22 protein-coding genes are annotated in these 24,207 nt (G+C 47.4%); 2 read left to right on the top strand and 20 right to left on the bottom strand.

Features of this window, described 5'->3' with window-relative positions; translation table 11 throughout:
- Positions 1-23 precede the first annotated feature (23 nt).
- On the top strand, positions 24-860 hold the full coding sequence (locus ABC765_RS02740; RefSeq protein ID WP_347980660.1) for an HAD family hydrolase: 837 nt from the start codon (positions 24-26) through the stop codon (positions 858-860).
- Positions 861-892: 32 nt separating this feature from the next.
- On the opposite strand, the gene cbpB is transcribed toward ABC765_RS02740, so the two are convergent.
- The 4 genes from cbpB to murI form a co-directional block, all read right to left on the bottom strand.
- Positions 893-1,375 carry a cyclic-di-AMP-binding protein CbpB gene (cbpB, locus tag ABC765_RS02735; RefSeq protein ID WP_006500219.1) on the bottom strand — a complete coding sequence of 161 codons (483 nt, stop codon included), beginning with the start codon at positions 1,373-1,375 and terminating at the stop codon, positions 893-895.
- An 86-nt stretch (positions 1,376-1,461) separates the two neighbouring features.
- Positions 1,462-1,983: a metallophosphoesterase gene (locus ABC765_RS02730; protein WP_347963358.1), complete on the bottom strand. Its 522-nt coding sequence runs from the start codon at positions 1,981-1,983 to the stop codon at positions 1,462-1,464.
- A 36-nt stretch (positions 1,984-2,019) separates the two neighbouring features.
- Positions 2,020-2,613 carry an XTP/dITP diphosphatase gene (locus ABC765_RS02725; protein WP_034540077.1) on the bottom strand — a complete coding sequence of 198 codons (594 nt, stop codon included), beginning with the start codon at positions 2,611-2,613 and terminating at the stop codon, positions 2,020-2,022.
- A 15-nt stretch (positions 2,614-2,628) separates the two neighbouring features.
- Entirely contained in the window at positions 2,629-3,426 is a 798-nt protein-coding gene (gene murI, locus ABC765_RS02720; protein ID WP_347963357.1) for a glutamate racemase, read from the bottom strand.
- Between the two features lie 251 nt (positions 3,427-3,677).
- Between murI and ABC765_RS02715 the strand changes: the two genes are divergently transcribed.
- Positions 3,678-4,235 (top strand): YslB family protein, encoded by a 558-nt coding sequence (locus ABC765_RS02715; RefSeq protein WP_347980659.1) that lies wholly within the window; start codon positions 3,678-3,680, stop codon positions 4,233-4,235.
- Between the two features lie 40 nt (positions 4,236-4,275).
- On the opposite strand, the gene trxA is transcribed toward ABC765_RS02715, so the two are convergent.
- From trxA to rny, 16 genes are all read right to left on the bottom strand, one after another.
- Complete coding sequence (gene trxA / locus ABC765_RS02710) at positions 4,276-4,587, bottom strand: thioredoxin (RefSeq protein WP_034540075.1); 312 nt, start codon at positions 4,585-4,587, stop codon at positions 4,276-4,278.
- A 104-nt stretch (positions 4,588-4,691) separates the two neighbouring features.
- Positions 4,692-7,070 (bottom strand): endonuclease MutS2, encoded by a 2,379-nt coding sequence (locus ABC765_RS02705; RefSeq protein ID WP_347980658.1) that lies wholly within the window; start codon positions 7,068-7,070, stop codon positions 4,692-4,694.
- Between the two features lie 58 nt (positions 7,071-7,128).
- Positions 7,129-7,662, bottom strand: a complete 534-nt coding sequence (locus tag ABC765_RS02700) for a CvpA family protein (RefSeq protein WP_347980657.1) — start codon at positions 7,660-7,662, stop codon at positions 7,129-7,131.
- 137 nt (positions 7,663-7,799) lie between these two features.
- Complete coding sequence (locus ABC765_RS02695) at positions 7,800-8,117, bottom strand: DUF1292 domain-containing protein (RefSeq protein ID WP_347980656.1); 318 nt, start codon at positions 8,115-8,117, stop codon at positions 7,800-7,802.
- A 21-nt stretch (positions 8,118-8,138) separates the two neighbouring features.
- Positions 8,139-8,576, bottom strand: a complete 438-nt coding sequence (gene ruvX, locus ABC765_RS02690) for a Holliday junction resolvase RuvX (RefSeq protein WP_006500228.1) — start codon at positions 8,574-8,576, stop codon at positions 8,139-8,141.
- Positions 8,573-8,836, bottom strand: a complete 264-nt coding sequence (locus tag ABC765_RS02685; protein ID WP_006500229.1) for an IreB family regulatory phosphoprotein — start codon at positions 8,834-8,836, stop codon at positions 8,573-8,575. The genes ruvX and ABC765_RS02685 overlap by 4 nt, the downstream gene beginning before the upstream one ends.
- A gap of 144 nt (positions 8,837-8,980) precedes the next feature.
- Positions 8,981-11,635: an alanine--tRNA ligase gene (alaS, locus tag ABC765_RS02680; RefSeq protein ID WP_347980655.1), complete on the bottom strand. Its 2,655-nt coding sequence runs from the start codon at positions 11,633-11,635 to the stop codon at positions 8,981-8,983.
- 262 nt (positions 11,636-11,897) lie between these two features.
- Entirely contained in the window at positions 11,898-13,274 is a 1,377-nt protein-coding gene (locus ABC765_RS02675; RefSeq protein WP_347963353.1) for a DEAD/DEAH box helicase, read from the bottom strand.
- Between the two features lie 23 nt (positions 13,275-13,297).
- Positions 13,298-14,242: a bifunctional oligoribonuclease/PAP phosphatase NrnA gene (locus ABC765_RS02670; protein ID WP_347952861.1), complete on the bottom strand. Its 945-nt coding sequence runs from the start codon at positions 14,240-14,242 to the stop codon at positions 13,298-13,300.
- 148 nt (positions 14,243-14,390) lie between these two features.
- Complete coding sequence (yajC, locus tag ABC765_RS02665; protein ID WP_347953977.1) at positions 14,391-14,822, bottom strand: preprotein translocase subunit YajC; 432 nt, start codon at positions 14,820-14,822, stop codon at positions 14,391-14,393.
- Between the two features lie 160 nt (positions 14,823-14,982).
- Positions 14,983-16,074, bottom strand: coding sequence for a tRNA guanosine(34) transglycosylase Tgt (locus tag ABC765_RS02660; protein WP_347980654.1), 1,092 nt, complete (start codon positions 16,072-16,074; stop codon positions 14,983-14,985).
- A gap of 41 nt (positions 16,075-16,115) precedes the next feature.
- Positions 16,116-17,105 carry a Holliday junction branch migration DNA helicase RuvB gene (gene ruvB, locus ABC765_RS02655; protein WP_376752318.1) on the bottom strand — a complete coding sequence of 330 codons (990 nt, stop codon included), beginning with the start codon at positions 17,103-17,105 and terminating at the stop codon, positions 16,116-16,118.
- 37 nt (positions 17,106-17,142) lie between these two features.
- Positions 17,143-17,742, bottom strand: coding sequence for a Holliday junction branch migration protein RuvA (gene ruvA / locus ABC765_RS02650; protein ID WP_006500237.1), 600 nt, complete (start codon positions 17,740-17,742; stop codon positions 17,143-17,145).
- Between the two features lie 58 nt (positions 17,743-17,800).
- Positions 17,801-19,777 carry a DNA mismatch repair endonuclease MutL gene (gene mutL, locus ABC765_RS02645; RefSeq protein ID WP_347980652.1) on the bottom strand — a complete coding sequence of 659 codons (1,977 nt, stop codon included), beginning with the start codon at positions 19,775-19,777 and terminating at the stop codon, positions 17,801-17,803.
- Between the two features lie 11 nt (positions 19,778-19,788).
- Positions 19,789-22,437: a DNA mismatch repair protein MutS gene (gene mutS, locus ABC765_RS02640; protein WP_347980651.1), complete on the bottom strand. Its 2,649-nt coding sequence runs from the start codon at positions 22,435-22,437 to the stop codon at positions 19,789-19,791.
- A 105-nt stretch (positions 22,438-22,542) separates the two neighbouring features.
- A complete protein-coding gene (gene rny, locus ABC765_RS02635) occupies positions 22,543-24,102 on the bottom strand; it encodes a ribonuclease Y (RefSeq protein ID WP_347980650.1) in 1,560 nt (519 codons plus the stop codon).
- Positions 24,103-24,207: the final 105 nt, after the last annotated feature.

Raw genomic sequence — 24,207 nt, 5'->3', positions numbered from 1 at the left:
TCCACCAAGAAAGGTTTATGACTATGTCTATTCGTTTAATTGCTACTGATATGGATGGCACTTTTTTAAATAATGAGCACGACTACGACCATCGCCGCTTTAAAAAAGTCTTTGACAAACTGACCAAAAATGGCGTTCAGCTGGTGGCAGCCAGCGGTTCCTCATACCCTCGTCTGCGTCGCGAATTTGCTGCAGTTGCCGACCAGATGATTTTTATCTCGCAAAATGGTTCAGTAATCCATTATGGCGATGAGCTGATTGACTGCTTTCCGCTGCATCATGATGACTTAAGGGCCGTTTTGGTCGCGTTGACCAGGCTGTATGGTGATGACGATATCAATCAGCTGGTTATTTCAGGACCAACGACTTCATTTGTTGATCAATCCATGGATGAGAAAAATTTTGCCGTCGTCAAGCTTTTTTATGAAAACGTTAAACGCGTCCCCAACCTGCAAGACATTTTTAAATATCCGCTTGATGAGCCGCTCACTAAGATTTCGGTAAATTTTGCCGATCATATTGATATTACCGATGTTACCAGTGAGTTGGACGACCTTTTGCCAGCCAATCTGATCATGGAAAACTCGGGCTTCAATACTGAGTTGATTGGTGATGCTCATGCCACTAAGCGCAATGCTTTAATGGCGATTGCCAATCAATTCAATCTGCGCCAAAACGAAATCATGACCTTTGGCGATAATGAAAACGATCTGGGCATGCTTACTCTGACTTCTCACAGTTATGCCATGAAAAATGCCGCTTTACCAATTCGCTTGGCTGCATCCAACGTAACGCGTCTGACTAATCAAGAGAGTGGCGTTTTGGATACGATTGAACATTATTTTGATTTTTCTCGATAGAAAAGAGCAGCCTAAGTCAGGCTGCTCTTTTTTTAGACATTTTCAGTTTCTGGCAGATCAAGCACCTCAAAATGCCGATCAAACGTGTGAGCCGCATAGTTAACGGCCTTCAACAATTCGCGACGCGTAACGATGCCGGTAAATTCACCATGTTCAGACACGACCGTCAAAAATGACTGATCAATCAGCAAATGCAGATTTTCTTCCACGTCATAAGGATCAGTAATCACTGGAGCGTCAGTCTGCATAACGTCTCTGACCTTCATCGTCTGCAGCTTATCCAGATTGATTCGATCAGTTTCTAACAGTTCATCGGTAATCATTGAAAGCGACAGTAATCCGCGATAGTGGCTTTCATTATCGACGACGACGATCTTGGCATAATGATCCTTAGTCAGTACCAAGAATGCATGATACAGTGAATTGTCTTCATTGACCGTAGCAACCAGGCTGGCTGGAATCATGAATTTTTCACGGCGATCCATCATTAATTGGCGAATCTGTTGGTTAATCATTCTTAAATCATCCCTTCATCAACCTGCTTTTATTGTAATGCTTATAGACGTCAAATGCGACTGTTATTCCAAACCAAGATAATCGTCTATTGACGCAAAAAGACAAAGTGCAGATCATCAACTGGCCGCATCATGCGATCATAGTACTGAACGTCAAGCTTACTTGAGTCAGCCGTTACGATCGCCAAGGTTCCGCCAATATTTTGATACTGTCCACGCGGCTGACTGATGCTGCCCGGATTTAAATAAAGCGTTCCTTGATTAAACTCAACGGCTAATTGATGAGTATGACCATAAGCTGCAATCGTCGCTCTTTGCTCTTTAGCCAGCAGCATTAATGGCGTCAAGGTAAAATTGACTTGATAAAGATGACCATGCACGACCAAAATTCGTTCTTGATCCGCGACTGCCAACTGAGACTGCGGATAGTCCAATCCCCAATCGGTATTGCCAATCACGGTCCTAAATGGCTGCATGACCGGATCGCTTGGCTCAAGGTTTGAATCACCGCAATGCAGCATTATGTCGACTTCATTGCCAAAACGATCGGTTATTTTTTGTAAAATCGCACGATCGCCGTGATTGTCACTGACAAATAATGCTTTCATTAAATCAACTCCCCTAAACTGTCATCGTCGATCAGGCTATGCCTGCCACCACTCGTTAAAATGCTTCATAAAATCTGCTAAGGCGCGGCCCCGGTGACTGATGGCGTTTTTTTGCTCGCTGTTCAGCTCTGCCATGGCACAATGCAGCTCATCGACATAAAAAAGCGGATCGTAGCCAAAGCCATTGCTGCCGGTTAATTCATGCAAAATATGTCCATCGACGCGCCCATCAGCCGTCAGTTGGGCCCCATTAGGCTTTAAACCCACGATGGTCGTATGGAAGTGCGCCGTTCTTTTTTCATCAGCTACCCCAGCCATTTTTTCCAATAGCTTGGCATTATTGGCAGCATCGTCATGATCTTTGGCATAGCGGGCAGAATGAACTCCCGGCTCGCCGTTTAAAGCGTCAACCACCAATCCTGAATCATCCGCCAAAACCGGTAAGTTCAGTTTTTCAACGGCGGTCTGGGCCTTGATCAGCGCATTTTCTTCAAATGTCTGACCGTCCTCATCAATTGCAAAAGCGGGAAAATCTGCCAGCGTCTTGACCTCGATTCCTTTTGGCGCCAGCATTTCAGCATATTCACGCGCCTTACCTGGGTTTTTGGTAGCAACTACAATGGTTTCCATAACTGCTTTCCTTTCTTAAAGTTCCAAATGTGCACACGTATAGTTTGAATTGCTCAGCCACTGATTGGCCCCTGATTCTAAGACCTTGACGTCGCCGGTTGAGTAAAGCTGACTCTGTGGAAGCAGCGCAGCGTCATTGCAGGCATCATGACTAATCAGCCATTTTTCGGCACTGTTGACTGCTTCTTTAGCGGGATCAACCAAGGTTACCTTGTTACCGAGCTTTTGTTGAATCTCAGCTGCCAAAAAAGGAAAATGCGTACAGCCTAAAATCAAAGTCTCAACCGGCTGTTGATCAAAAACTGCCAGCTGTTCATCAACCGTCTGTTTGGCAAGACTGGTTCCGGTCTGACCATGCTCAACGATTGAAACTAATGGCTGCGCGGCTTTTTCAACTACTAAAACATCAGGATCTAGTTGATGCAGTGCTTTTTTATAAGCATGATTTTTAATTGTTGACGCCGTTCCGATCACGCCTACCGAATCATGGTGCTCCTGCTGCAGTGCTCCTTTGGCTCCGGGAGCGATCATGCCGATTACTGGAAACGGCATCTTCAGCTGTAGAGTTGGCAAGGCGGCTGCTGTTGCCGTGTTGCAGGCAATGATCATCATCTTGACGTTTTGGCGCTTGAAAAACTCACCAATGTTTAAGGCCAGTTGACAAACGTCCTGTTGCGTGCGCGTACCATATGGAAAATGTCCCTGATCGCCCACAAAAATCAATTTTTCATGGGGCAGCTGCTGGTTCATGATCCGGATGACTGATAAGCCGCCAAGGCCGGAATCCATAATCCCAATCGGCCGTTTATCCATAATTGCAACACCTTTCTTCCAAATACTTGAAACTCCATTATCTATTTATTTGTCGTTATTTTCAAGTTTTGCGGCAAACCTGATTTTAAAATCATCAATTGATGGCTTACCAATCAGCATTCAAACTTTTTTGATTGTTAAAAAACATCAGCAGCAAATTAAAATAAGTTTTTAACGATATTTAAGGAACTAATGTCTGACTTTCTATTATAATGAATTATGATTTGCGAAAAGGAAGGATCGTATTTCTGATGAGTCAAAAAACCTACGACCGTTTGATACACAGTCATCGCGGCTTGATTGCCGGCACCATGCGCGATGTGATTTTGCCAGCAATTCTCGGCAAAGAAACTGACGGCATTCTTTATTGGATTGGCAAGGACCTGGCCCGTGAGTATCCGGTAGCATCGCTTGAGGACTTGATCGTTTTAACCGAGCAGCTGGGGATGGGAAAACTCGAACTGCGTCAAAAAAACTCAATTCAGCATGTTTGGCGTTTGAGTGGCCCAATCGTTGAGGAGCGGTTGGCAGTTGATAAAGAGGAAACCTCATTTTCTCTAGAGGCCGGTTTTCTCGCCCAAGAACTTGAATTTCAGCTTAGTGCCGTTACTGAAGCCGAGGTAATCGAGCACAAACGCGGCTATGTCGAAATTCTTGCTCAAAATGATCCTCAGTCCGATGCTGAGTCGGAAAGGACAGAACTGGCTGAATTTATTGAAATCGAAAAACCAGCCGCTAAACAAGTTTCTGAAGCTGATTCTCACAAAGGCCGCCACTTTCGTCGTAAAAAGCAGGCAACCAAAAAATAAAAGCATCACTCATCAAACTGATTGAGCGATGCTTTTTATTTTACAGGTATTGATTCAAAACCTGCTTAAGCTGATCGGCAGAATGATAGCCAATCAGCTGATCGACTACCTGACCATCTTTTTTGATCATCAAGGTTGGAATACTCATAATCCGAAACTGCTGAGGCGTTGCCGGATTTTCATCAACGTCCATCTTGTAAAAGGCAACGTCAGGCATTTGTTCTGATAAGGCATCTACGACTGGCGACTGCATGCGGCAAGGCCCACACCACGTTGCCCAAAAGTCAATCAAGACAACGCCTTGCTGGGTGTCTTGTTCAAAAGTCTGATCGGTTGTAGTTTTAACTGCCATGATAAAGGCTCCCTTCATTGGTTGATGATCTTATCTTACCAAAACTGCTGATTTTCGTCACTTATTTTGCTTACTTTTTATAAGTTAGTCTCAATAAAATTATCCTACTGTAAATAGACGATCGTTGCCCCATCACCACCAGCATTAGGCGCCGCATAGGCAAACGACTTAACGCGCGGATTGCTGCGCAGATATTCCCATGTTCCTTTTCGCAGCGCGCCAGTTCCCTTACCATGAATTACGGTAACCGGCGAAAGATTATTAAGCAGCGCGTGATCGATAAACTGAGCCAATTCGCTCATCGCCTGTTCATAGCGATGACCGCGCAGATCAAGGCGGGCTGATGTATGCCGCGTTTGAACCGTACGCACCGGACGACGCTTGGGTTCGCGCTCTTTTTCAGCATTGGCGAGCTGCCGCTTGGATATTTTCTCCAGGTCGTTTTCATCAATTTCCATCCGCAAGATTCCCAGCTGCACTTCCCATTTGTGGTTGCCGCGTTTTTCCAAAAGCTCGCCTCTTTGACCATATGATTTGACTAAGACGGCATCTCCCTTATGCAGGTCGCGCTTTTGCTTAGCTTTTTTCAAGACTGAGTTATGCTTTAGGCGCGGATTTTGGTGCAGCGCATTTAAAGCCCCTTGTGCATCGATCAATTCGTTTTCCTTAACGCGGCCGCCTTGAGTAATCTCCAGTTGGCGCAAATGATGGATAATCTGATCAGCTTTTTTCTTAGCCTGCGAAACTTGATGGTTAGCCTTGGAACGAGCATCTTCATATAGCTTATCGCGCTGTTCCTCAAACCGTGTCAGCTTGTCGTTAAGCTCTTGTTCCGTTGCCTGATTTTTGGCCAAAAGCACCTCAAGCTTCTCGCTGCGCTCACGGGCCTGTTTGCGCTGCTCAACCAGTTCGCCGATCATCTTGTTTAGATCCTGGCTGTCATCACTGACCAGCGATTGGGCCTCGGCAATTACGTCCTGACCAATTCCCAGCCGCTTGGCAATAGCAATCCCATTTGACTGCCCAGGAATACCCAGCAGCAGTCGATATGTCGGCCGCAGCGTTTTTTGGTCAAACTCCATGCTGGCATTGATGGTTTCTGGTCGATCATAGGCAAAGGCTTTTAGCTCGGGATAATGAGTCGTAACCACAACGTCACTGCCCAACGCACCAATCTTGTCTAAAATCGCCATTGCCAGCGCCGCCCCTTCTTTAGGATCAGTTCCGGCTCCCAGCTCATCAAGCAGCACTAGGCTGTGAGCCGTAGTCTGGTCCAGAATTGCCTTCACGTTTTCCATATGACCAGAAAACGTACTCAGATTCTGCTCCAGTGACTGCTCATCGCCAATATCGGCAAAAAGCTCGTCATAAACTGCAATCGTGCTGCCCTCAGCTGCCGGAATAAACATTCCAGACTGTCCCATCAGCTGAATCAGCCCCAGCGTCTTTAAGGTGATGGTTTTCCCACCCGTGTTTGGACCAGTAATCACGATGGCATGATAGTCCTGTCCCAGCTTGATATCGTTGGCAACGGCTTTTTTAGGATCAATCAATGGATGCCGTGCTTTTTTCAGCATTACCTGACCGGCTTGATTGAGCAATGGCAGCGTCGCTTTGGTATCATGAGCCATTTTAGCCTTGGCATTGACAAAATCCAGGTGTCCCAGAATTTTGGCATTATTCTGAATATCCAGCCGATAAGGAGCCAGCATCGTTGAAAGAGCTGCCAGGACTCTTCTGACCTCTTGCCGTTCCTCGATTTGCGATTGACGCAGACGATTATTCAGATCAACTGTACTGGCTGGCTCAATATACAGTGTTTGACCACTGGCACTTTGATCATGAACCACCCCGCCAAAACGACTTCGCTCACGGCTCAGCACTGGCAGCACATAACGTTCATTGCGGACCGTAATAATCGGCTCGCTTAGATACTTGGCCATTTTGCCATGCGTATATTTTTCCATCTGCTGGCGAATCTCAGCCTCAGTTTTAGCGATCAGCTGCCGAATACCATGCAGCTTGCTGGAAGCCTCATCTAAAACGGCACCGGTATCCTGATCGATTGACTGTAAAAGCCGCTTGGTAATGGAAGGAATCGTCACCAATTCATCAACTTCTTTAGGCAGTACCTGCAGCATGATTTTTTCGGCATGCAGTCTTTCAAAAAAATGCTGTACGCTCATGCTGGCCCGCAATACCTTGGCAATCTGCGCCAGTTCGGCACCATTTAAGCTGGCCTTGATCTTTAATCGCTTCATCTGCGGCCGAACATCTGCCAGTTTGGGAATCGGCATACCGCCTTTTAAGCGCAGAATGTCTGCTCCATCCATCGTTTCTTTCTGCCAGGAAAGTACCGTTTCATAATCAGACTGCGGCACCAGCTCAGCAAGTTCCTGCTTGCCGGTTGCCGATGCCAGATACTTTGCCAGTTGATCTTTAATTCGCTGAAATTCTAATGTTTCTAAAATTTTTTCGTTCATTTAAAACTCCTTTCAGTCCGTATCAAGCACCTATTAAGCTTTAAAGACTGATGCCGATCTATCCCAATAGCTGCAGAGCTGCCTTGGCCATCCCCGGCGTATCCCTGATCATCAGCTGAGCAATTCCCGATTGAGCAAGCTGCTCTTGCCACCATTGGCTAGGAAACAGCTGAAAAATCATCAAAAACATAAAAATAATCAAATAGCCGACCAAGACGTCCAGTGCCCCACCAGCCCAACGATTTGCCGAGCCAAGTACAGGAAGGCGATTCAGCCAGTTGGTCCTTTTCAGCAGCCAATGTCCCAAAAAAGAAATCGTGCTGAAGATGATCATAAAGGCAAAGCCATTATAGAAAAAAGAAGTTGGATCAATACTGCTCAATAGACTGCCACTAACCGAGCCGGTAGTATTGCTGCCAATCTGGGGCAGAAATTCAGCCAATGCGCCGCCAAAAAAGCGCGCCCCCACTTTAGCGGCCAGCCAGCTGATCAAATAGGTACAAGTCGAGATCAGCATGCCTAACAGGCCGCGGTTGGTGCCATTAACCCAGCAGCCAATCAAGAGAACTAAAATTACTGTCGTTAAAATCATTTTCCGGCCTCATTAATCTACAGCATCAATTCAATCAATAATAAATAAGACCCAGCATCCGGATAAACCGCACGCCAGGTCCCGATATCTTAACCTGAGCCGGCTAAAAAAGTCTCTTTTAGCCTCTCTGGTCGGACTTAGGCATTGAAATTGCCTTCATCATCAATAAACGTATTAAGCACTTCTTGAACCATTGCCCATTCTTCGTCACTTTCAATTGGCATCAGCTGAATGTCGCCACTGTCAACGCCATCCATGTCGCTGGCTGGTTCAAATGAAAAGGCCTCAATATCAACTTCATCGGCATTTTCTTCATCCAATGGGTAAAGACAGATGTACCATTTGCCGTTTTGATCGGACTTAAAGCGCATTGCTTCTTTGTAGAGCTCTTCATTGCCCTTTTCGTCGACCAGCGTAAAAATCTCTTCGTTGCCGCGTGGTTGATTTTCGCTCATAAGTAACTCCTTTATCGCTCTTTATAGCTTTTGAACCAGCTTGCCATGCCGATCGAGATAGTTTTGCAGGATCAGCGTTGCAGCCAGCTCATCAATTACTTTCTTTTGCTTGCGTCTTGAAATATCAGCCTGTTCGACCAACATTCGATGAGCCTCAACCGTAGTCAGACGCTCATCTTGAAAATCGATTGGCAGGCCAAATTTTTCCACCAGCAGCTCACCATAATGATGTGATGCCTCAACACGTGGTCCCTCGGTATTATTCATGTTCTTCGGCAGGCCGATCACAAAACCGGCAATCTGCCGACTTTTAACCAGTTCTGCCACCCGATCAAGACCAAACTCGCCGGCTTCCTCATCAATCGGAATGATCTCTACTGCCTGTGCCGTCCAGCCTAGTGGATCGCTTTCAGCAACGCCAACGGTCTTAGAGCCGACATCCAGTCCTAAGAGTCTCATTTGGCATCTCCATTATGCTGCAGATAGAAGCGCACGAGTTCTTCAATGATTTCATCACGCTCATGTTCACGAATCAAGTTGCGGGCATCATTCAAGCGTGGAATATAGGCTGGATCGCCAGAAAGCAGATAACCAACGATTTGGTTGATTGGATTGTAGCCTTTTTCTTCTAAGGCTTGGTATACAGTATTTAAGGTTTCTTTGACGTCTTTTGGTTTTTCTTTGCCAAAGTCAAAAAACATGGTCTTGTCACTTGCCATCTTTTCACCCCCGACCTTTCTTTATCAGTACTTAATTCTACTATACCACTTAACAAATCACAATCAGCAAGCTTTTCCTTAATCAACCTTTAATCATCAAAAAAGACGCAGTGCCGTTTTGACACTCCGTCTTATAAAGAGCAGCTATTTATTCAGATATTCGGCAGCCTGCTTCAGTGCGGTTGGAATACCTTCCGGCTTTTTGCCACCGGCTTGTGCCAGGTTAGGACGGCCGCCACCGCCACCGTTGATCGCTGGGGCAATCGCCTTAATAACATCGCCAGCCTTGATGTCTTTAGTCTTGTCATCGCTAACGGCTACCAGCATGTTGGCCTTGCCTTCACTGCCAGTTGCCAAAACCAAAACATCAGACAGCTGCTTGGCTCGCCAGCTATCAGCCAGCTGCCGCAATTGTCCCATACCGGCAACGTTGACCTGCGCTGCAATCAGTGTTCCCTGCTTGGTATCTTGAACATTGTCAAAGACCGCGTTGGCTTGTTGAGCAGCCAGTTTGGCCTCCAAAGCCTCATTTTGCTTTTGAGCTTCTTTCAGCTGACTTTGCAGTTCTTCAACTCGATGCGGTACTTCTTTAAGCTGAGCAACCTTCAATTCACCAGCCGTTTGCGTCAGCAGATCGTCATGTTCCTGCATGAACTTGAAGGCATCGCTTGAGGTCACGGCTTCGATCCGCCGTACGCCGGCACCAACCCCACCTTCAGAAACAATCTTAAACAGTCCGATCTCATTAGTGTTCTTAACGTGATCGCCGCCACAGAATTCAGTGTTGTAATCACCGATCTTAACGACCCGTACCTTGTCACCGTACTTGTCAGAGAACAGGGCAATGGCATCCATCTTTTTGGCAGCTTCCAGATCGGTTTCAACCGTCGTTACCGGGATTTCTTTCCAGATCTGTTCGTTGACCATATCTTCAACGGCTTTCAGATCTTGGTCCGTTACCTGGCCAAAATGGTTGAAGTCAAAGCGTAAGTAGTGCTGTTCAACCAGAGAACCAGCCTGCTGCGTGTGTCCGCCTAAGACGTTGCGCAGAGCCTGATCAAGCAGGTGCGTAGCGGTGTGGTTCTTTTCGATCTTCAAATGACGCAGCCGATCAACCTTCAGTGCATAGCGAGCACCCTTTTTCAATGGCGACTGCAATTCTACCCGATGCAGGTTTTGCTGGTTTGGCGCGTGCTGAACGTCGACAACGCGGCCAACCAGATTACCGAAGTTGTCGATAATGTCCCCTGTGTCGGCAACTTGGCCACCCATCTCAGCATAAAATGGCGTGACGTCAAAAATAACCTCGACATCCTTGTCGCCTGGCAATGCCTCTTCAACATGCTGACCAGCTTGAGCCAAGCCGATTACCTTGGCATTTTGAACTTCCAGATCGGTATAGCCGACATACTTGCTTGGCTCCTTGAATTCGGTCCAAACATCCGTCTGAACGCCCATTCCGTTGTCAATGTCACGAGCTTTGCGGGCCCGATTCTGCTGTTCGGTCATGGCGGCTTCAAAACCAGCTTCATCAACGCTAAGGCCCTCATCAGCCGCATATTCCTTGGTCAGTTCAATTGGGAAGCCATAGGTATCGTACAGCTTAAAGGCCGTCTTGCCATCGATCTTATTGCTGCCATCTGCCTTGGCCTTTTCAATCACGTCGTTTAACAGACTCAAGCCGCCGTTTAACGTCGTGTTGAAGCGTTCTTCTTCAGACTTGATGACTGAGGCAATGTAGTCGGCATTTTTTAAGACGTCTGGATAGTATGATTCCATAATCTTGCCAACCGTTGGCACCAGCTTGTACAAGAATGGCTTGTCAATGCCCAGCTTCTTGCCGGCAACGACCGCACGCCGCAGCAGGCGACGAATTACATAGCCACGCCCAACGTTGGATGGCAGAGCACCATCACTGATTGCAAACGTGATCGTACGGATATGATCGGCAATGATCTTAAAGAAGACGTCTTCATCCTTGTCAGCACCATACTTTTTAACACCGCTGAATTCTTCAGTCTGCTTGATCAGCGGCATAAAGAGGTCGGTTTCAAAGTTGGTTGGCGCATTTTCAAAAATGGAGACAACCCGTTCCAGCCCCATCCCAGTATCGATATTCTTATGTGGCAGCGGCTCATAGGTATCCTCTGGCGTATGATTGAATTGGGAGAAGACGATGTTCCAGATTTCCAGATAGCGTTCGTTTTCACCACCAGGGTAGTTTTCTGGATCATCTTCAGGTACATTGTTCATTTCCTGACCACGGTCATAAAAGATTTCCGTATCGGGACCAGATGGACCTTGGCCAATGTCCCAGAAGTTGTCTTGGTTGGCCAGCAGGTGATCTTCGGCAACCCCGGCTTCCAGCCAGCAGCGATGAGCGTCGTTGTCCTTTGGGTAATAGGTAACGTACAGCTTTTCAGGATCAAAGCCGAACCATTCGTCACTGGTCAGCAGCTCCCAAGCCCAAGGAATGACTTCTTTTTTAAAGTAGTCGCCGACCGAAAAATTACCCAGCATTTCAAACATCGTATGATGACGCGCCGTTTTACCAACGTTTTCAATATCGTTGGTCCGAATACTCTTTTGCGAGCTGGTCATCCGCGGGTTCTTAGGTACGACCTCCCCATCAAAGTACTTTTTCATCGTAGCAACCCCAGAGTTGATCCAGAGCAGCGTTGGGTCATCAACCGGCACCAAAGAGGCACTTGGCATTTCGGTATGACCGTGTTGAATAAAGAAATCCAGGTACATGCGGCGTACTTGGGCACTGTTGAGGTGCTTTAATTCCTTGCTCATGTTATCTTCCTTTCCTGGTAAAAACAAAAAACCATCCTTGCGAATCAGAGACGCCTTTTGACGCGGTACCACTCTGCTTGCAACGATGGATTTCGTTTACCTCTTTAAATTTCCGAATTTCGGAAGCTGATTGTTGAATTGTGAATCTGGGGAGCACCTAATGATGATCGTCGTTTTTCACAGCAGCCAAAACGTTTCTGAAAGCTCACATCAAAAAGCATATCCCAAACAGTCCATATTATAAGCGAGCTGATCTTAAAAATCAACGACCATTATTTTCCCGCTCCCGCCGATGCTGACGCTGACGCTGACGTTTTGCCTTACGCATTTCATGACGCTTGGCGAGCTTGCGTTTTTCCTGCTCATCTTCTTTGATTGCTCGCTGGATCCGTTTCTTGTAGCCGGGCTTGACCTTCTTTTTAGTCTTTTTGACGAAGCCACGCAGCGTCGTATCCAGACTTTCCTTGCGACGATGATAGTTTTTCCGCCGATTGCGGTCATAAGTCGTTACAATCTGCCCATTCTTAAACGTCTTTGGAGTAAATTTAATGCCGCGCTCTTCCAATTTGGCAATCATTTCGTCTTCTGCCGGAGCATACAGCGTAATCGCCGTCCCCTTCATATTGGCACGCCCCGTCCGACCAACGCGGTGAACAAAGTATTCCAGATCACTTGGAATATCGTCATTGATTACCAGCGATACGCCATCAATATCGATTCCCCGTGCAGCCAGATCAGTCGCAACGACATATTGATAGTCAAGGTTATGAATCTGGCGCATGATCCGTTTCCGTGCTCTTGGCTCAAGGCCGCCATGAATCAGAGCAACCTTTAGTCCTTGCTGCTGCAGGTAGTCGGTAATCTCTTCGGCTCGCTGACGAGTATTGGCAAAAATCAAGGCCAGATATGGATCGCCCAGCGTCAAAAGCTGATAGATCATCTCATTTTTATCACGGCCCTTAGTCGACATCAGCCAGTTGTCAACGTTGGGATTGATTACCGTTTCGGTAGGAATCTCTTCAACAACGGGGTTTTCCATATACTTCTTCAAAAATGGCCGCAGCCCTTGAGGAATCGTTGCCGAAAAGACCATCATCTGCAAGTCTTCTGGAAAATGGCTGGCAATGCCGTCAACCTGTTCCAAAAAGCCCATATCAAGCGTCATATCAGCTTCATCAACGACAAAGCGATGAGCAGTATGAATATCTAAAGCCTGCGAGTTGATCAGATCCAGAATGCGCCCCGGCGTACCGATTACCAGCTGAGGCTGTTTTCGCTGCAGCTGATCAATCTGATGCTGCTTGTCGGTCCCCCCAACGTAATTGTGAATCGTAAATTTTTGCGGTGCAAACCGATTCAGCTGCTTGGCTGCGTTATAGATCTGGTAAGCAAGTTCACGACTGGGCGTGGTAATTACGACCTGCACGTTTTGATCTTCAGCGTCCAGCTGTTCAAAAATCGGCAGCAAAAAAGCATGCGTCTTACCGCTCCCGGTCTGGGACTGACCAACCACGCTCTTGTTAGCAAGCACGATTGGAATCACTTTTTCTTGAACCGGTGTCGGCTTAACGAAATGAAGATCTTTTAAGGCCTCCATTAAAAAAGGTTGAAAATGAAAATCAGCAAATGTTTCAGTCATTGAGGTTGGATTTCCTTTCTTGGTTAGGCATTGGCAGCCAACTCGTCCAGCTGACTGACCACTTCTTTGATTTCTTGTTCATCACGAGCCTTGGCACCACTGGCTAATGGATGACCGCCGCCTTGATGCTTTTTAGCCAGCTCATTGATAAAAGGACCTTTAGAGCGCAGACGAATCCGATAATGGCCATCTTCTTGTTCAACAAAGATCGCCCATGCCTTAACCCCCTGAACCTTGCCCAGCAAAGGCACGACAGCTGAAGTCCCAGCTTCAGTCAAGCCATAGCGCTTCAAGATTGCATCGGTCAAGACCACATAGGCTGCTCCGCTTTCCAACAGAGTCATGTTTTCATAGACGTATGCCGATAAGCGAGCCATGGGCAGCGTGATCGTATCCTCACGCTGACAGATCGTTGCCGCATCCGCACCGGCAGCCATCAGCTCACCTGCAATCCGCATCGTGTTTGGCGTAGTTGCCGGATACAAAAAACGACCCGTATCGCCAACGATCCCGGCATACAGAGCATGAGCAGCCTTTTGCGGCAGCTTCAGTTCGTTTGTGAACCGTTCATAAAACTCATAGATCATTTCCGAGCAGCTGGAAGCATCATCTCTAACCCACATCAAATCACCATAAGGCTCGTCATTAGGATGGTGGTCGATCTTAATCAGCTCATCGCCATTGTTGAACCGACGATCATCAATGCGGGGAGCGTTGGCCGTATCAGTCACGATTACCAAAGCATCGTCATAAACGTCGCTTTCGATTTCATCCATCGTACCGATCCAATCAAATCCTGGGATGTGCTTGCCAACGACATAGATCTGCTTGTAGGGAAACGAAGCCTTTAAAATCTCAGCCAAGCCAACTTGCGAGCCGATTGCATCGGGATCAGGACGCTGGTGGCGATGAATGATGATTTTGTTGTACTTTTTTATCTGTTCAAGAATTGACGTTAACTCGTCCATTTAACAAAATCCTCCTTGCATATTAAATAAATTGCTATTTTAAAACCATTCACCAGTATATCAGCAATTGACGTTTTTTGCTTGTCCCTTAAACGTAAAAATCCCGATGAGCTGCTTGCCCATCAGGATTTTTAGCGTTGAGTTACGATTACTTGTCAGCGTCAGCACTGTCGCTTTCAGCCGGCTTTTGATCATCAGCAGCTTCTGCAGATTCACTGGCTGGTGCGGCTTCACTTGCCGGAGCCTCACTAGCTTCACTGGCCTGACTGGCTGGTTCTTCGCTGGCCGCAGCCTGACTGGCAGGTTGGGCTTCAGCAGCTTGCGTCTTGCTTGGAATTACCCGTGCAATTGCGGAAAGGTCAAAAGTCAAGTAGACGCCTTCACAATCAATCGTTACCGTTTGATCGGTAGTATTGATTTCATCAATTACCCCATGCAGACGGCTGATCATTACGACCTGATCACCCTTCTTCAAGTGATTTACCATTGATTGATGCTCTTTACGTTGCTTTTGTTGTGGCCGAATCATAAAGAAATACATGAAGGCGATCATCAAAACGATAATGATGATGCTAGACATTCCAGATCCGGTACTGCTTGCAGCTAAAATTTCCACTGCCGTTCATCCTCTCTTAGTAATTTATAATTATATGCTCAATAAACAACTTTACCAAAAAAACGACTCAAATACCACTGGTTCCATCAAAAAGACTGGCAGCTGACTGCATGAAACGTTTTTTCTAAATCAGGTTCTCAAAAATCGCCGTGATGGGTTGATCATGCATAATCGCCAAACGAGCCTGACTTACCAGCTGCTGCAAATACCAAAGATTATGCTGACTAATCAAGCGCGAACCAACGGAATCATCCATATGCAGCAGATGTCTCAGATAGGCTCTTGAATATTGCTCACAGACTGGACAACGGCAGTCTTCAGCGAGTGGTTGTGGGTCAGCAGCAAAGCGCGCCTTTTTAATCGGCAGCAGTCCTTGTGCGGTTAAAGCCTTGCCATAGCGTCCCCAATGAGTCGGTAAAGAGGTTTCAATCAGATCAATGCCGTTTTTAAGCGCGCTGACCAGCTGTGCTGACGATTGAATGTCAACCACCATCCGCGCCTTATCGGCAGGCAGCAAATCGACGCTTAGCTTCAAGATGCGATCAAATTCCTTGTCATTGTCAATATCGCTTAAGCCACCGATTACATAGCCGGAAAAATCTATTTTAGATAAAGCCTCAATACTCTGTTTTCTTAACTGGGCAAACCCAGCACCTTGCATCACGCCAAACAGCGCTGGCGAATCAGCGGTCAGTTTCTGAACGGCCGCGGCTGCCCAGCTAGAATTGATTGCCACGGCTTTTTCAACATAGTCATACGGTGCATAATAAGATGGCGTCTGACTCAGCATCAGCATGATATCCGGCTGCAGTTCGGTTTGTGATTCAATTACCGTTTGCGGCGTCATCAAGCGAACCGCACCCGTCTTGACGTCATGAAAACGCACGCCGTCTTTAGTCAGGTGATTTTTCTTGACCAATGGCAGATGCCGAAAATCACTGGGCTTGGCAATCACCAAACCATCCCAAGCCATGAAACGATGCAGACCGCCTAAGTTATGGACTGTTTCGGTTCCAGGATTTTGCGAGACGATGCTTTCATCGATGCTAAGTCCCTTGATCTGGGATCGTTTGACTTCAGCCGGTGCCAGATCATGAACCGCCAGCGCCGGTGCAGGAATGATCAGACTTGGCGTCTCGAGTGTCTGACGACCAATTGCCAGCTGGGCTGTTCGGGCTGTTTCAGCATGATGCTGCAGTTTAAAATCAAGCTTCAAAACGGTTATCCTTTCATTTTCCCTAGTGTACCTAATGAGTTCTAATCACTGGGCAAAGCGACCCCTAGATGACGATAGGCGGCCGGCGTTGCAACTCGTCCTCTTGGCGTACGGGCGATAAAGCCGATCTGCAGCAGATATGGCTCATACATCTCCTCAATCGTCCCCATCTCCTCGCCAACATTGGCCGCAATCGTTTTTAAGCCTACTGGGCCGCCATGGTAGTAGTCAATCATCGTATGCAGAATGCGGCGGTCAATCTCATCTAAGCCACGCTCATCAACCTGTAGCAGCTTAAGCGCCTTGTTAACGGTGGCTGCATCAATGGCATCGCAGCCAGCAACCTGGGCAAAGTCACGCACCCGTTTCAAAAGCCGGTTGGCAATCCGCGGCGTACCTCTTGAACGCATTGCCAACTCACGGGCGCCGGTTGGTTCAATCGGCATGGCAAAAATCTTGGCCGATCGAAAAATAATCTTTTCCAATTCTGCCTGACTGTAATATGCCATATGCTCAATAATGCCAAAACGATCTCGCAAAGGCGCCGATAAGACTCCCGCTCGCGTCGTTGCGCCAATCAGAGTAAACGGCGGCAGCGGAAAATGAATCGGATGCGCAGCTGGTCCTTCACCAACGACAATATCGATAAAATAGTCTTCCATTGCTGAGTAGAGCATTTCCTCAACCGTTTTCGGCAGCCGATGGATCTCATCGATAAACAAGACATCGCCTGGATGAAGCTCATTTAGCATTGCAACCAGATCACCCGGCTTTTCAATAGCTGGTCCGCTGGTCGTCTTGATGCCAACGTTCATCTCATGAGCAATCACCATTGCCAGCGTGGTTTTCCCTAATCCCGGCGGTCCATATAACAGCACGTGGTCCAGTGCCTCTTCACGACTGCGGGCAGCTTGAATATAAACGGAAAGCTTTCTTTTGATCTGTTCCTGACCAATATAGTCAGCCAGCCATTGCGGCCGCAGACTGATTTCACCGGCACTTTCAGCTTCGTTTTCAACCTGTGCCGACATCAAGTGCTGATCATCGTCCAAAAAGGTTCCTCCTCTCTTAGCTCAGCAAGCGCAGTCCCTGCCGCAGATAATCATCAGTCGACATTGCCGGTTCCTTGCTAAGCGCTTTTTGTACTTTTTTCACCGATCGTTCCGGATAGCCTAGTGCCGTTAAAGCAGCCAAGGCATCCCTTAATTCAGTCGTCATCTCGATGTCGCTGGCTGGCACGTTGAAATCCAGCGGCTCATTGGCACGCAGCTGATCAATCTTGTCATGCAGATCCAAGACGATTTGGCCAGCCGTTTTCTTGCCAATCCCAGGAAACTTGGTCAAGTAGCCGACGTTGTCATTGGCAATCGCGTCAATCAAGCCCTGGTGATCCGGATTGGCCAGAATTGCCAAGGCGCTTTTGGGACCGATCCCCGATACGTTGATCAGCTGCATAAAAAGCTGCTTTTCTTCTGCACTGACAAAGCCATACAGAGTAATCGCATCTTCTCTAACGGCTTGATATACATAAACCTTGACCTTGTCGCTGGGATTGACCTGCCAACGAAACGGATTGGCACAGGCCAGCCGATAGCCTACGCCATTGACGTCGATTACGATGTAGGTTGGCGCTGTATCAACAATTGCCCCAGTAAGATATTCAAACAATTTTTATTCCTCACTTTTTAACTGTTGTTTTTCATTATACCACACAAATGTTCGCCACCTAGAATGAATGGGCATCAAAATCGCGCGAATAGGCTTGGTGATGATCCTGAATCCGCTTAAAAAGCTTCTCCAGATCAGTATCAGTAAAGCGAATCGTGACTGGACGGCCATGTGGACAATTAAACGGATTTTGACACTGGGCCAGCTTTTCCAACAGTGCCTTAGCCTGCTGATTATCCAAATGATGATTAGCCTTGATCGCACGCTTGCAGCTCATCATCATTGCCGTTTTCAAACGAAAATGCGCCACGCTCAGCTCGGTATCGCTCAATACCCAATCAATCATTTCTTTAGCCGTTGCCTCTTCTTGTCCTTCAACAAACCAAGTGGGATGCTCAGAAAGGACAAAACTGTTCTGTCCAAACGGCTCCAGATTCAAGCCCACCCCTTTAAGAACGTCGAGATGCTCACTGATCTTTAACGCCTCAGCAGTCGAGAAGCTTAATACCAAGGGCGTCAAAAATGCCTGCTGATCATGACCAACCTCGCCGATCTCATGCCGAAAGCGTTCAAAGTTGATTCGTTCTTGGGCGGCATGCTGATCGACCAGATAAAGACCATCTGAAGCCTGAGCCAGCAAAAAGGTGCCATGATACTGCGCCAGATACTGCAGATCAGGGAAGCGCTGGTTTTCCTGATCGCCTGCATCGTCAATATCCAACGCCATTTCTTCAGTCTTTACGTCCGCTTTGGTTTGATGGCTGGTCAAAATCGGCTGCTCAAATGGTGGTACCTGCGACTCATTTTGATAGCGCTGATCAAAAGCAGCCATGGCAGGCCGGGTCAGATCCTGACGCTCTTTGATGACAACTGGTTCAGCAGCCTGACGCTCATCATCTTCAGCTGCGGTAACCGTCGACGGCGTGGCTTGAGCCGGTGCTTTTTCATCAGCCGTCTGGTAGGCAGGTACGGCTTCAGCAAAATATGCTGCTTGAGCTTCCTGCTTATCTTTTAGCTGCCGTGCCTGTGAGCCAGCGTCCGGAATCAGATTCTGATTGGCCAGACTATGATAGACAGCCTGTTCCAAAAGACTGGCCAACTGATCTTCCTTGCTTAGGCGAACCTCACGCTTGGCTGGATGCACATTGACATCAACCAAGACCGGATCCAGATCGATATTAATAACGGCAAGCGGAAAACGTCCTACCATCAGCTTTGACTGATAGCCGGCAATAATCGCCTTGGTCAATGCATAGCTGCGCACATAGCGATGATTGATCGTCAGCGTGATATGGCTTCTTTGGGCACGCGTCAGTTCTGGTCGTGAGATATAGCCAGAAATTCTAAAATCGGGATTTTCCCCTTGGACTGGAAGCATCCCACGCCCAACGTTAACGCCATCGATAGCGGCAATAACCTGCTGCAGTCTGCCGTTGCCTGCTGAGCGAAACATTTCCCGTCCATCGTGAGTAAACGAGATTGCAACATCAGGATTAGCCAAAGCCAAACGATTGACGATATCAACCAGATGACTCAGCTCGGTTTTAGGCGACTTTAAATACTTTAGCCGCGCTGGGGTATTATAAAACAGCTCCGTCACTAAAATATCCGTTCCTTGCCGTGCAATTGCTGGTTTAAGCGACTTCTCCTCGCCACCGCGAATATGATAGGCCGTCCCTTCTTGTCCTTTTGTTGCCGTCGTCATGATTACATCAGCAACCGAGGCTATACTGGGCAGCGCTTCCCCACGAAACCCCATCGTCTGGACGCGAAACAGATCGCGCGCTGATTCAATCTTGCTGGTTGCATGCCGCTTAAAGGCCATTGGAACGTCGCTTCTGGCAATTCCGTCACCATCATCGATCACGCGAATACTGCCTAACCCAGCTTCAGTTACCACGACGTCAATTCGATGACTATGCGCGTCCAAAGCGTTTTCTACCAGTTCCTTTACGATTGATGAGGGGCGTTCAATTACCTCACCAGCCGCAATCTGATTGGCCAAAACGCTGCTTAGTTGATGAATTTTTCCCATGAATACTCAACTCACTTTTGTTTTGCCAGTTTTGTCTGCCATTCATAGACCTGGTTCATGATTTCCATTGGCGTCATTCCCATTAAATTCAGATTCTTAAGCTGACTGATCACTTTTGCTTCTGGACCTGATGCAGACTTGACAGTTTTTGGTACTGGAGCAAACAGTTCCAGCTGCCCATCTGGTTCGGCGGCAAGCGGGGTTGACTCATCAGCATCTGGTGCCGCAGCTGACGATGAAGCAGCCGGTGCAGCGATTTTTTCAGCTGGTGTTGTCAATTTGATCTCATCTTGACTTTCCAGCTGATTGAGAATCTGAGCAGCCCGTTTCAACAGATCTGTCGGCATCCCCGCCAGTTTGGCAACATGAATCCCGTAAGACTTATCAGCCGGACCATCCTCAATTTTATGCAAAAAGACGAGCTCGCCGTTTTCTTCAGTTGCGCCGACATGAACGTTATGCAGGTGCTTAAGATTCTGCTCCAGATCGGTCAGTTCATGATAATGCGTGGAAAACAGCGTCTTAGCGCCGACATGATCATGAACGTACTCAATAATTGCCTGCGCCAGTGCCATGCCATCATAGGTTGCCGTGCCTCGTCCGATCTCGTCAAACAAAATCAGACTGTTGGCCGTAGCATGCTGCAGCGCATTGTTAGCTTCCATCATTTCGACCATGAACGTACTTTCACCAGCAATCAAGTCATCAGCGGCGCCAATTCGCGTAAAGATCTGATCAAAAATCGGCAGGTTCGCCCGATCAGCCGGTACAAAGCAGCCCATCTGCGCCATGACTGCTGTTAGAGCCAGTTGCCGCATATAGGTACTTTTACCTGACATGTTGGGACCTGTGATCAAAAGAATCGATGTCTGCGGATCCATCAAAACGTCATTTGGCACGTACTTCTGGTAGCCCATTACCTTTTCAACCACCGGATGCCGGCCGTTTTTGATTTCCAGACGGTGCTCTTGGTTCATCTGCGGTCGTACAAAATGATAGTCTTCGCTGACCACTGCAAAACTCTGCAAGACATCCAGCTCTGACAAAGCCTTAGCCAGTGACTGCAGCCGATTGATTGCCTTTTTGACGGTTTCGCGCACGCCCACAAACAGATCGTACTCCAAAGCAGTTGATTTTTCCTGCGCGCCTAAAATCAAGGCTTCCTTGGCTTTTAGTTCTGGCGTGCTGAAACGCTCGGCATTCGTCAGTGTCTGCTTGCGTTCATAACGATCAGTCGGCAGCTTGCTTAGATTGGCCTTGGTAACTTCAATATAGTAGCCAAAAACATGATTATAGCCAATCTTAAGGTTGCTGATGCCAGTTGCTTCGCGTTCTTTTGCCTGCAGCTGTGCAATCCACTGCTTGCCATTATTCATCGCATCGCGGTACTGATCAAGCTGATCGTTGTATCCTGTCTTGATCACGCCGCCGTCAGTAACCGAGATTGGCGGTTCTTCAGCAATCGAGCGTTCAATCAAGTCGGCGATATCAGACAAGGGATCCAGTTTGGCTGCCAGATCATCAAAAACCGGCGCGTCAAGCGTTTCTAAAATATATTTGATTTTTGGTACCTGCAGAAGCGATGTCTTTAACTGAATCAGGTCGCGGCCATTTACGCTGCCATATGCCACTCGGCCAGCCAGGCGCTCCAGATCGTATACTTGGGTCAGTTCCTGCTGCAGATTGCTTCTTTCAAAATAGTTGTCCAACAGTACCTGAACCTTATCCTGCCGCTGCTCAATCTGTTCAGCATCAATCAAAGGGCGATCCAGCCAGCGCTTTAGCAGTCGACTGCCCATTGCCGTTTTCGTTTCATCCAAGAGCCATACCAACGTTCCTTGGCGCTTGCCGCTGCGCATATTGGTCGTTAATTCCAGATTGGTCTTGGAATAATGGTCAATTTTCATATAGGAGCTTGGCTGATAAGAGATTGCCTTTTGCAGATGGTCAAGCGAACGTTTCTGCGTCGTCAGCAGATATGAGACAAGCTGCGCGACCACCTGTTTTTCGCCAGGTCGTTCAAGGTCCTGCGTCAGGTAGCTGACTTCGGCATTTTTTAAAATTTCAGACTGTTTGGATAGCAAAATGTTGCGTTTGGTCAGCTGCTGTACCATTTCAGCAGCCAGTGAGTCATCAGCCACGATTTCTTTGGTCTGCAGGTTGATCAGTTCATTTAAAGCTGCGTTTTTTCCTTTCAGCGTGGTAGTCTTTAATTCACCGGTTGCCAGATCTGCATAGGCCAGCTCAAACGTTGATCCCTGCTGATTCAAGGCGGCTAGATAGTTGTTATTGCGAGCCGCATCACCGCTTTGATCCATCTGCGTTCCTGGGGTAATCAGGCGTGTAACGGCACGTTTAACCATTCCCTTGGCTTTTTTAGGATCTTCCATCTGTTCGCAGATAGCAACCTTGTACCCCTTATCAATCAGAATGTCGACGTAGCCATCAACGGCCTTATGCGGAACGCCGCACATTGGAATTGGGTTGGCAGCGCTGTGATTGCGCGTCGTCAGCGTCAATTCGAGGATCTGGGCACCTTTGACGGCATCATCATTAAACAGCTCATAAAAATCGCCCAATCGATAGAACAAAAAAGCATCTGGATATTGGTCTTTAACTTGTTGATATTGTGCCATCATTGGCGTAAGCTTTTTAGCCAAAAATTTTCACCTGCTCCATTTATATTAATTTCTTTATTTTACATGAATTTGAATCAAAAACGCAAAACAGGGACTGAAGAACCACTTCTCCAATCCCTATTTTTACTATTTAGCATAATCGACGGCGCGTACTTCACGAATAACCGTAACCTTGATATGGCCAGGATATTCAAGCTGTCCTTCGATCTCTCGCTTAATATCATGTGCCAAAGCCGTGGCCTGCAAGTCCGTAATCTTGTCTGGCTTGACAATAACGCGAACCTCCCGCCCGGCTTGAATAGCATAGCTGTGATCAACGCCCGGATTGCGGTTGGCAATCTCTTCTAATTTTTTGAGCCGTTGAATGTATTGCTCAAGCGACTCGCTTCTAGCACCAGGACGCGCACCTGAAACTGCATCAGCCGCCTGAACCAATACGGCAATGATTGATTCGGCCGGTACGTCGCCGTGATGAGAGGCAATCGTATTAATCACAACTGGATTTTCTTTATACTTGCGAGTCAACTCGACCCCCAATTCGACATGTGAGCCATCAACCTCATGATCGACGGCCTTGCCGATATCATGTAATAAACCAGCGCGTTTCGCTAGGGTAACGTCTTCACCAAGCTCGGCAGCCATAATACCTGCCAGCTTGGCAACCTCAATTGAATGGTCCAAAACATTTTGGCCATAGCTGGTCCGATATTTCATCCGACCAATCGTTTTGATCAGATCGGGATGCATCGCATGCAGTCCCAGATCAAATACGGTCTGTTCGCCAGTCTCGCGCAGCTGAGCATCCATATCTCGGCGGGCTTTATCAACTGCTTCTTCGATCTTGGCAGGATGAATTCGACCATCTTGGATTAAGCGTTCCAAAGCCATTTTAGCAATTTCACGCCGCACCGGATCAAAACCACTCAAAACGACCGCTTGTGGCGTGTCGTCGATAATCAGATCAATTCCGGTTAAAGTTTCCAAAGTTCGAATGTTGCGTCCTTCACGCCCAATAATTCGACCTTTCATATCATCATTAGGCAGGGCGACAACGGAAACGGTCGCATCTGAAACCGTGTCAGCCGCGCTGCGTTGAATTGCTTCAACAATCAGCTGCTTAGCTTTTCTGTCAGCTGCCAGTTCAGCAGTCTGCTCACTTTCGCGGATCATAACCTCGCGTTCCGTCTTCAACTCATTCTGGAGCTGTTTTAACAACAGTTCTTTGGCATCTTCATGCGACATCTGAGCTACTTTTTCCAGTTCAGCCTGACGCTGTTCAATCAATTGCGTTACTTGTTGTTGACTTTTTTGAATCTGCTCGTTCCTTTGATCCAGTTTATGTTCGCGGGAACTGACTGCATTTTCTCTTTTTTCAAGGGCATTATCCTTGCGATCAAGGGTGGTTTCGCGCTGCAGCATCCGGTCTTCTTGACGCTGAACCTCATCGCGACGCTTTTTAAGCTCTTGCTCCACACTTTCCCGATATCTGTGACTTTCTTCTTTGGCCTCTAAAATAGCCTCTTTTTTGGCCGTCGCAGCATCTTTTTTCGCAGCAGCGATAATTCCCTCGGCGCTATTGTGCGCCTGTGCAATTTGTTTCTCATAAGAGACTTTTCGAATTACATAGCCGACAATAATACCGACAACCATAGCGAGCGCGGCGATTAACAAGCCGAAAGCACTCATCGTTTCACCTCCGCATCAACTATTTTATGTTGTTGGTTGAATTAACAATTAATTAATAGTGAACAAATGAAAATCTGCACACAAAGTAATTTTAATCGTGCTTAT

It is taken from the genome of Limosilactobacillus sp. WILCCON 0051 (assembly GCF_039955095.1).
In the GTDB taxonomy this organism is placed as follows: domain Bacteria; phylum Bacillota; class Bacilli; order Lactobacillales; family Lactobacillaceae; genus Limosilactobacillus; species Limosilactobacillus allomucosae.
Note: the sequence above shows the minus strand (reverse complement) of the source record. Positions and strands in the feature narration are given on the sequence as shown.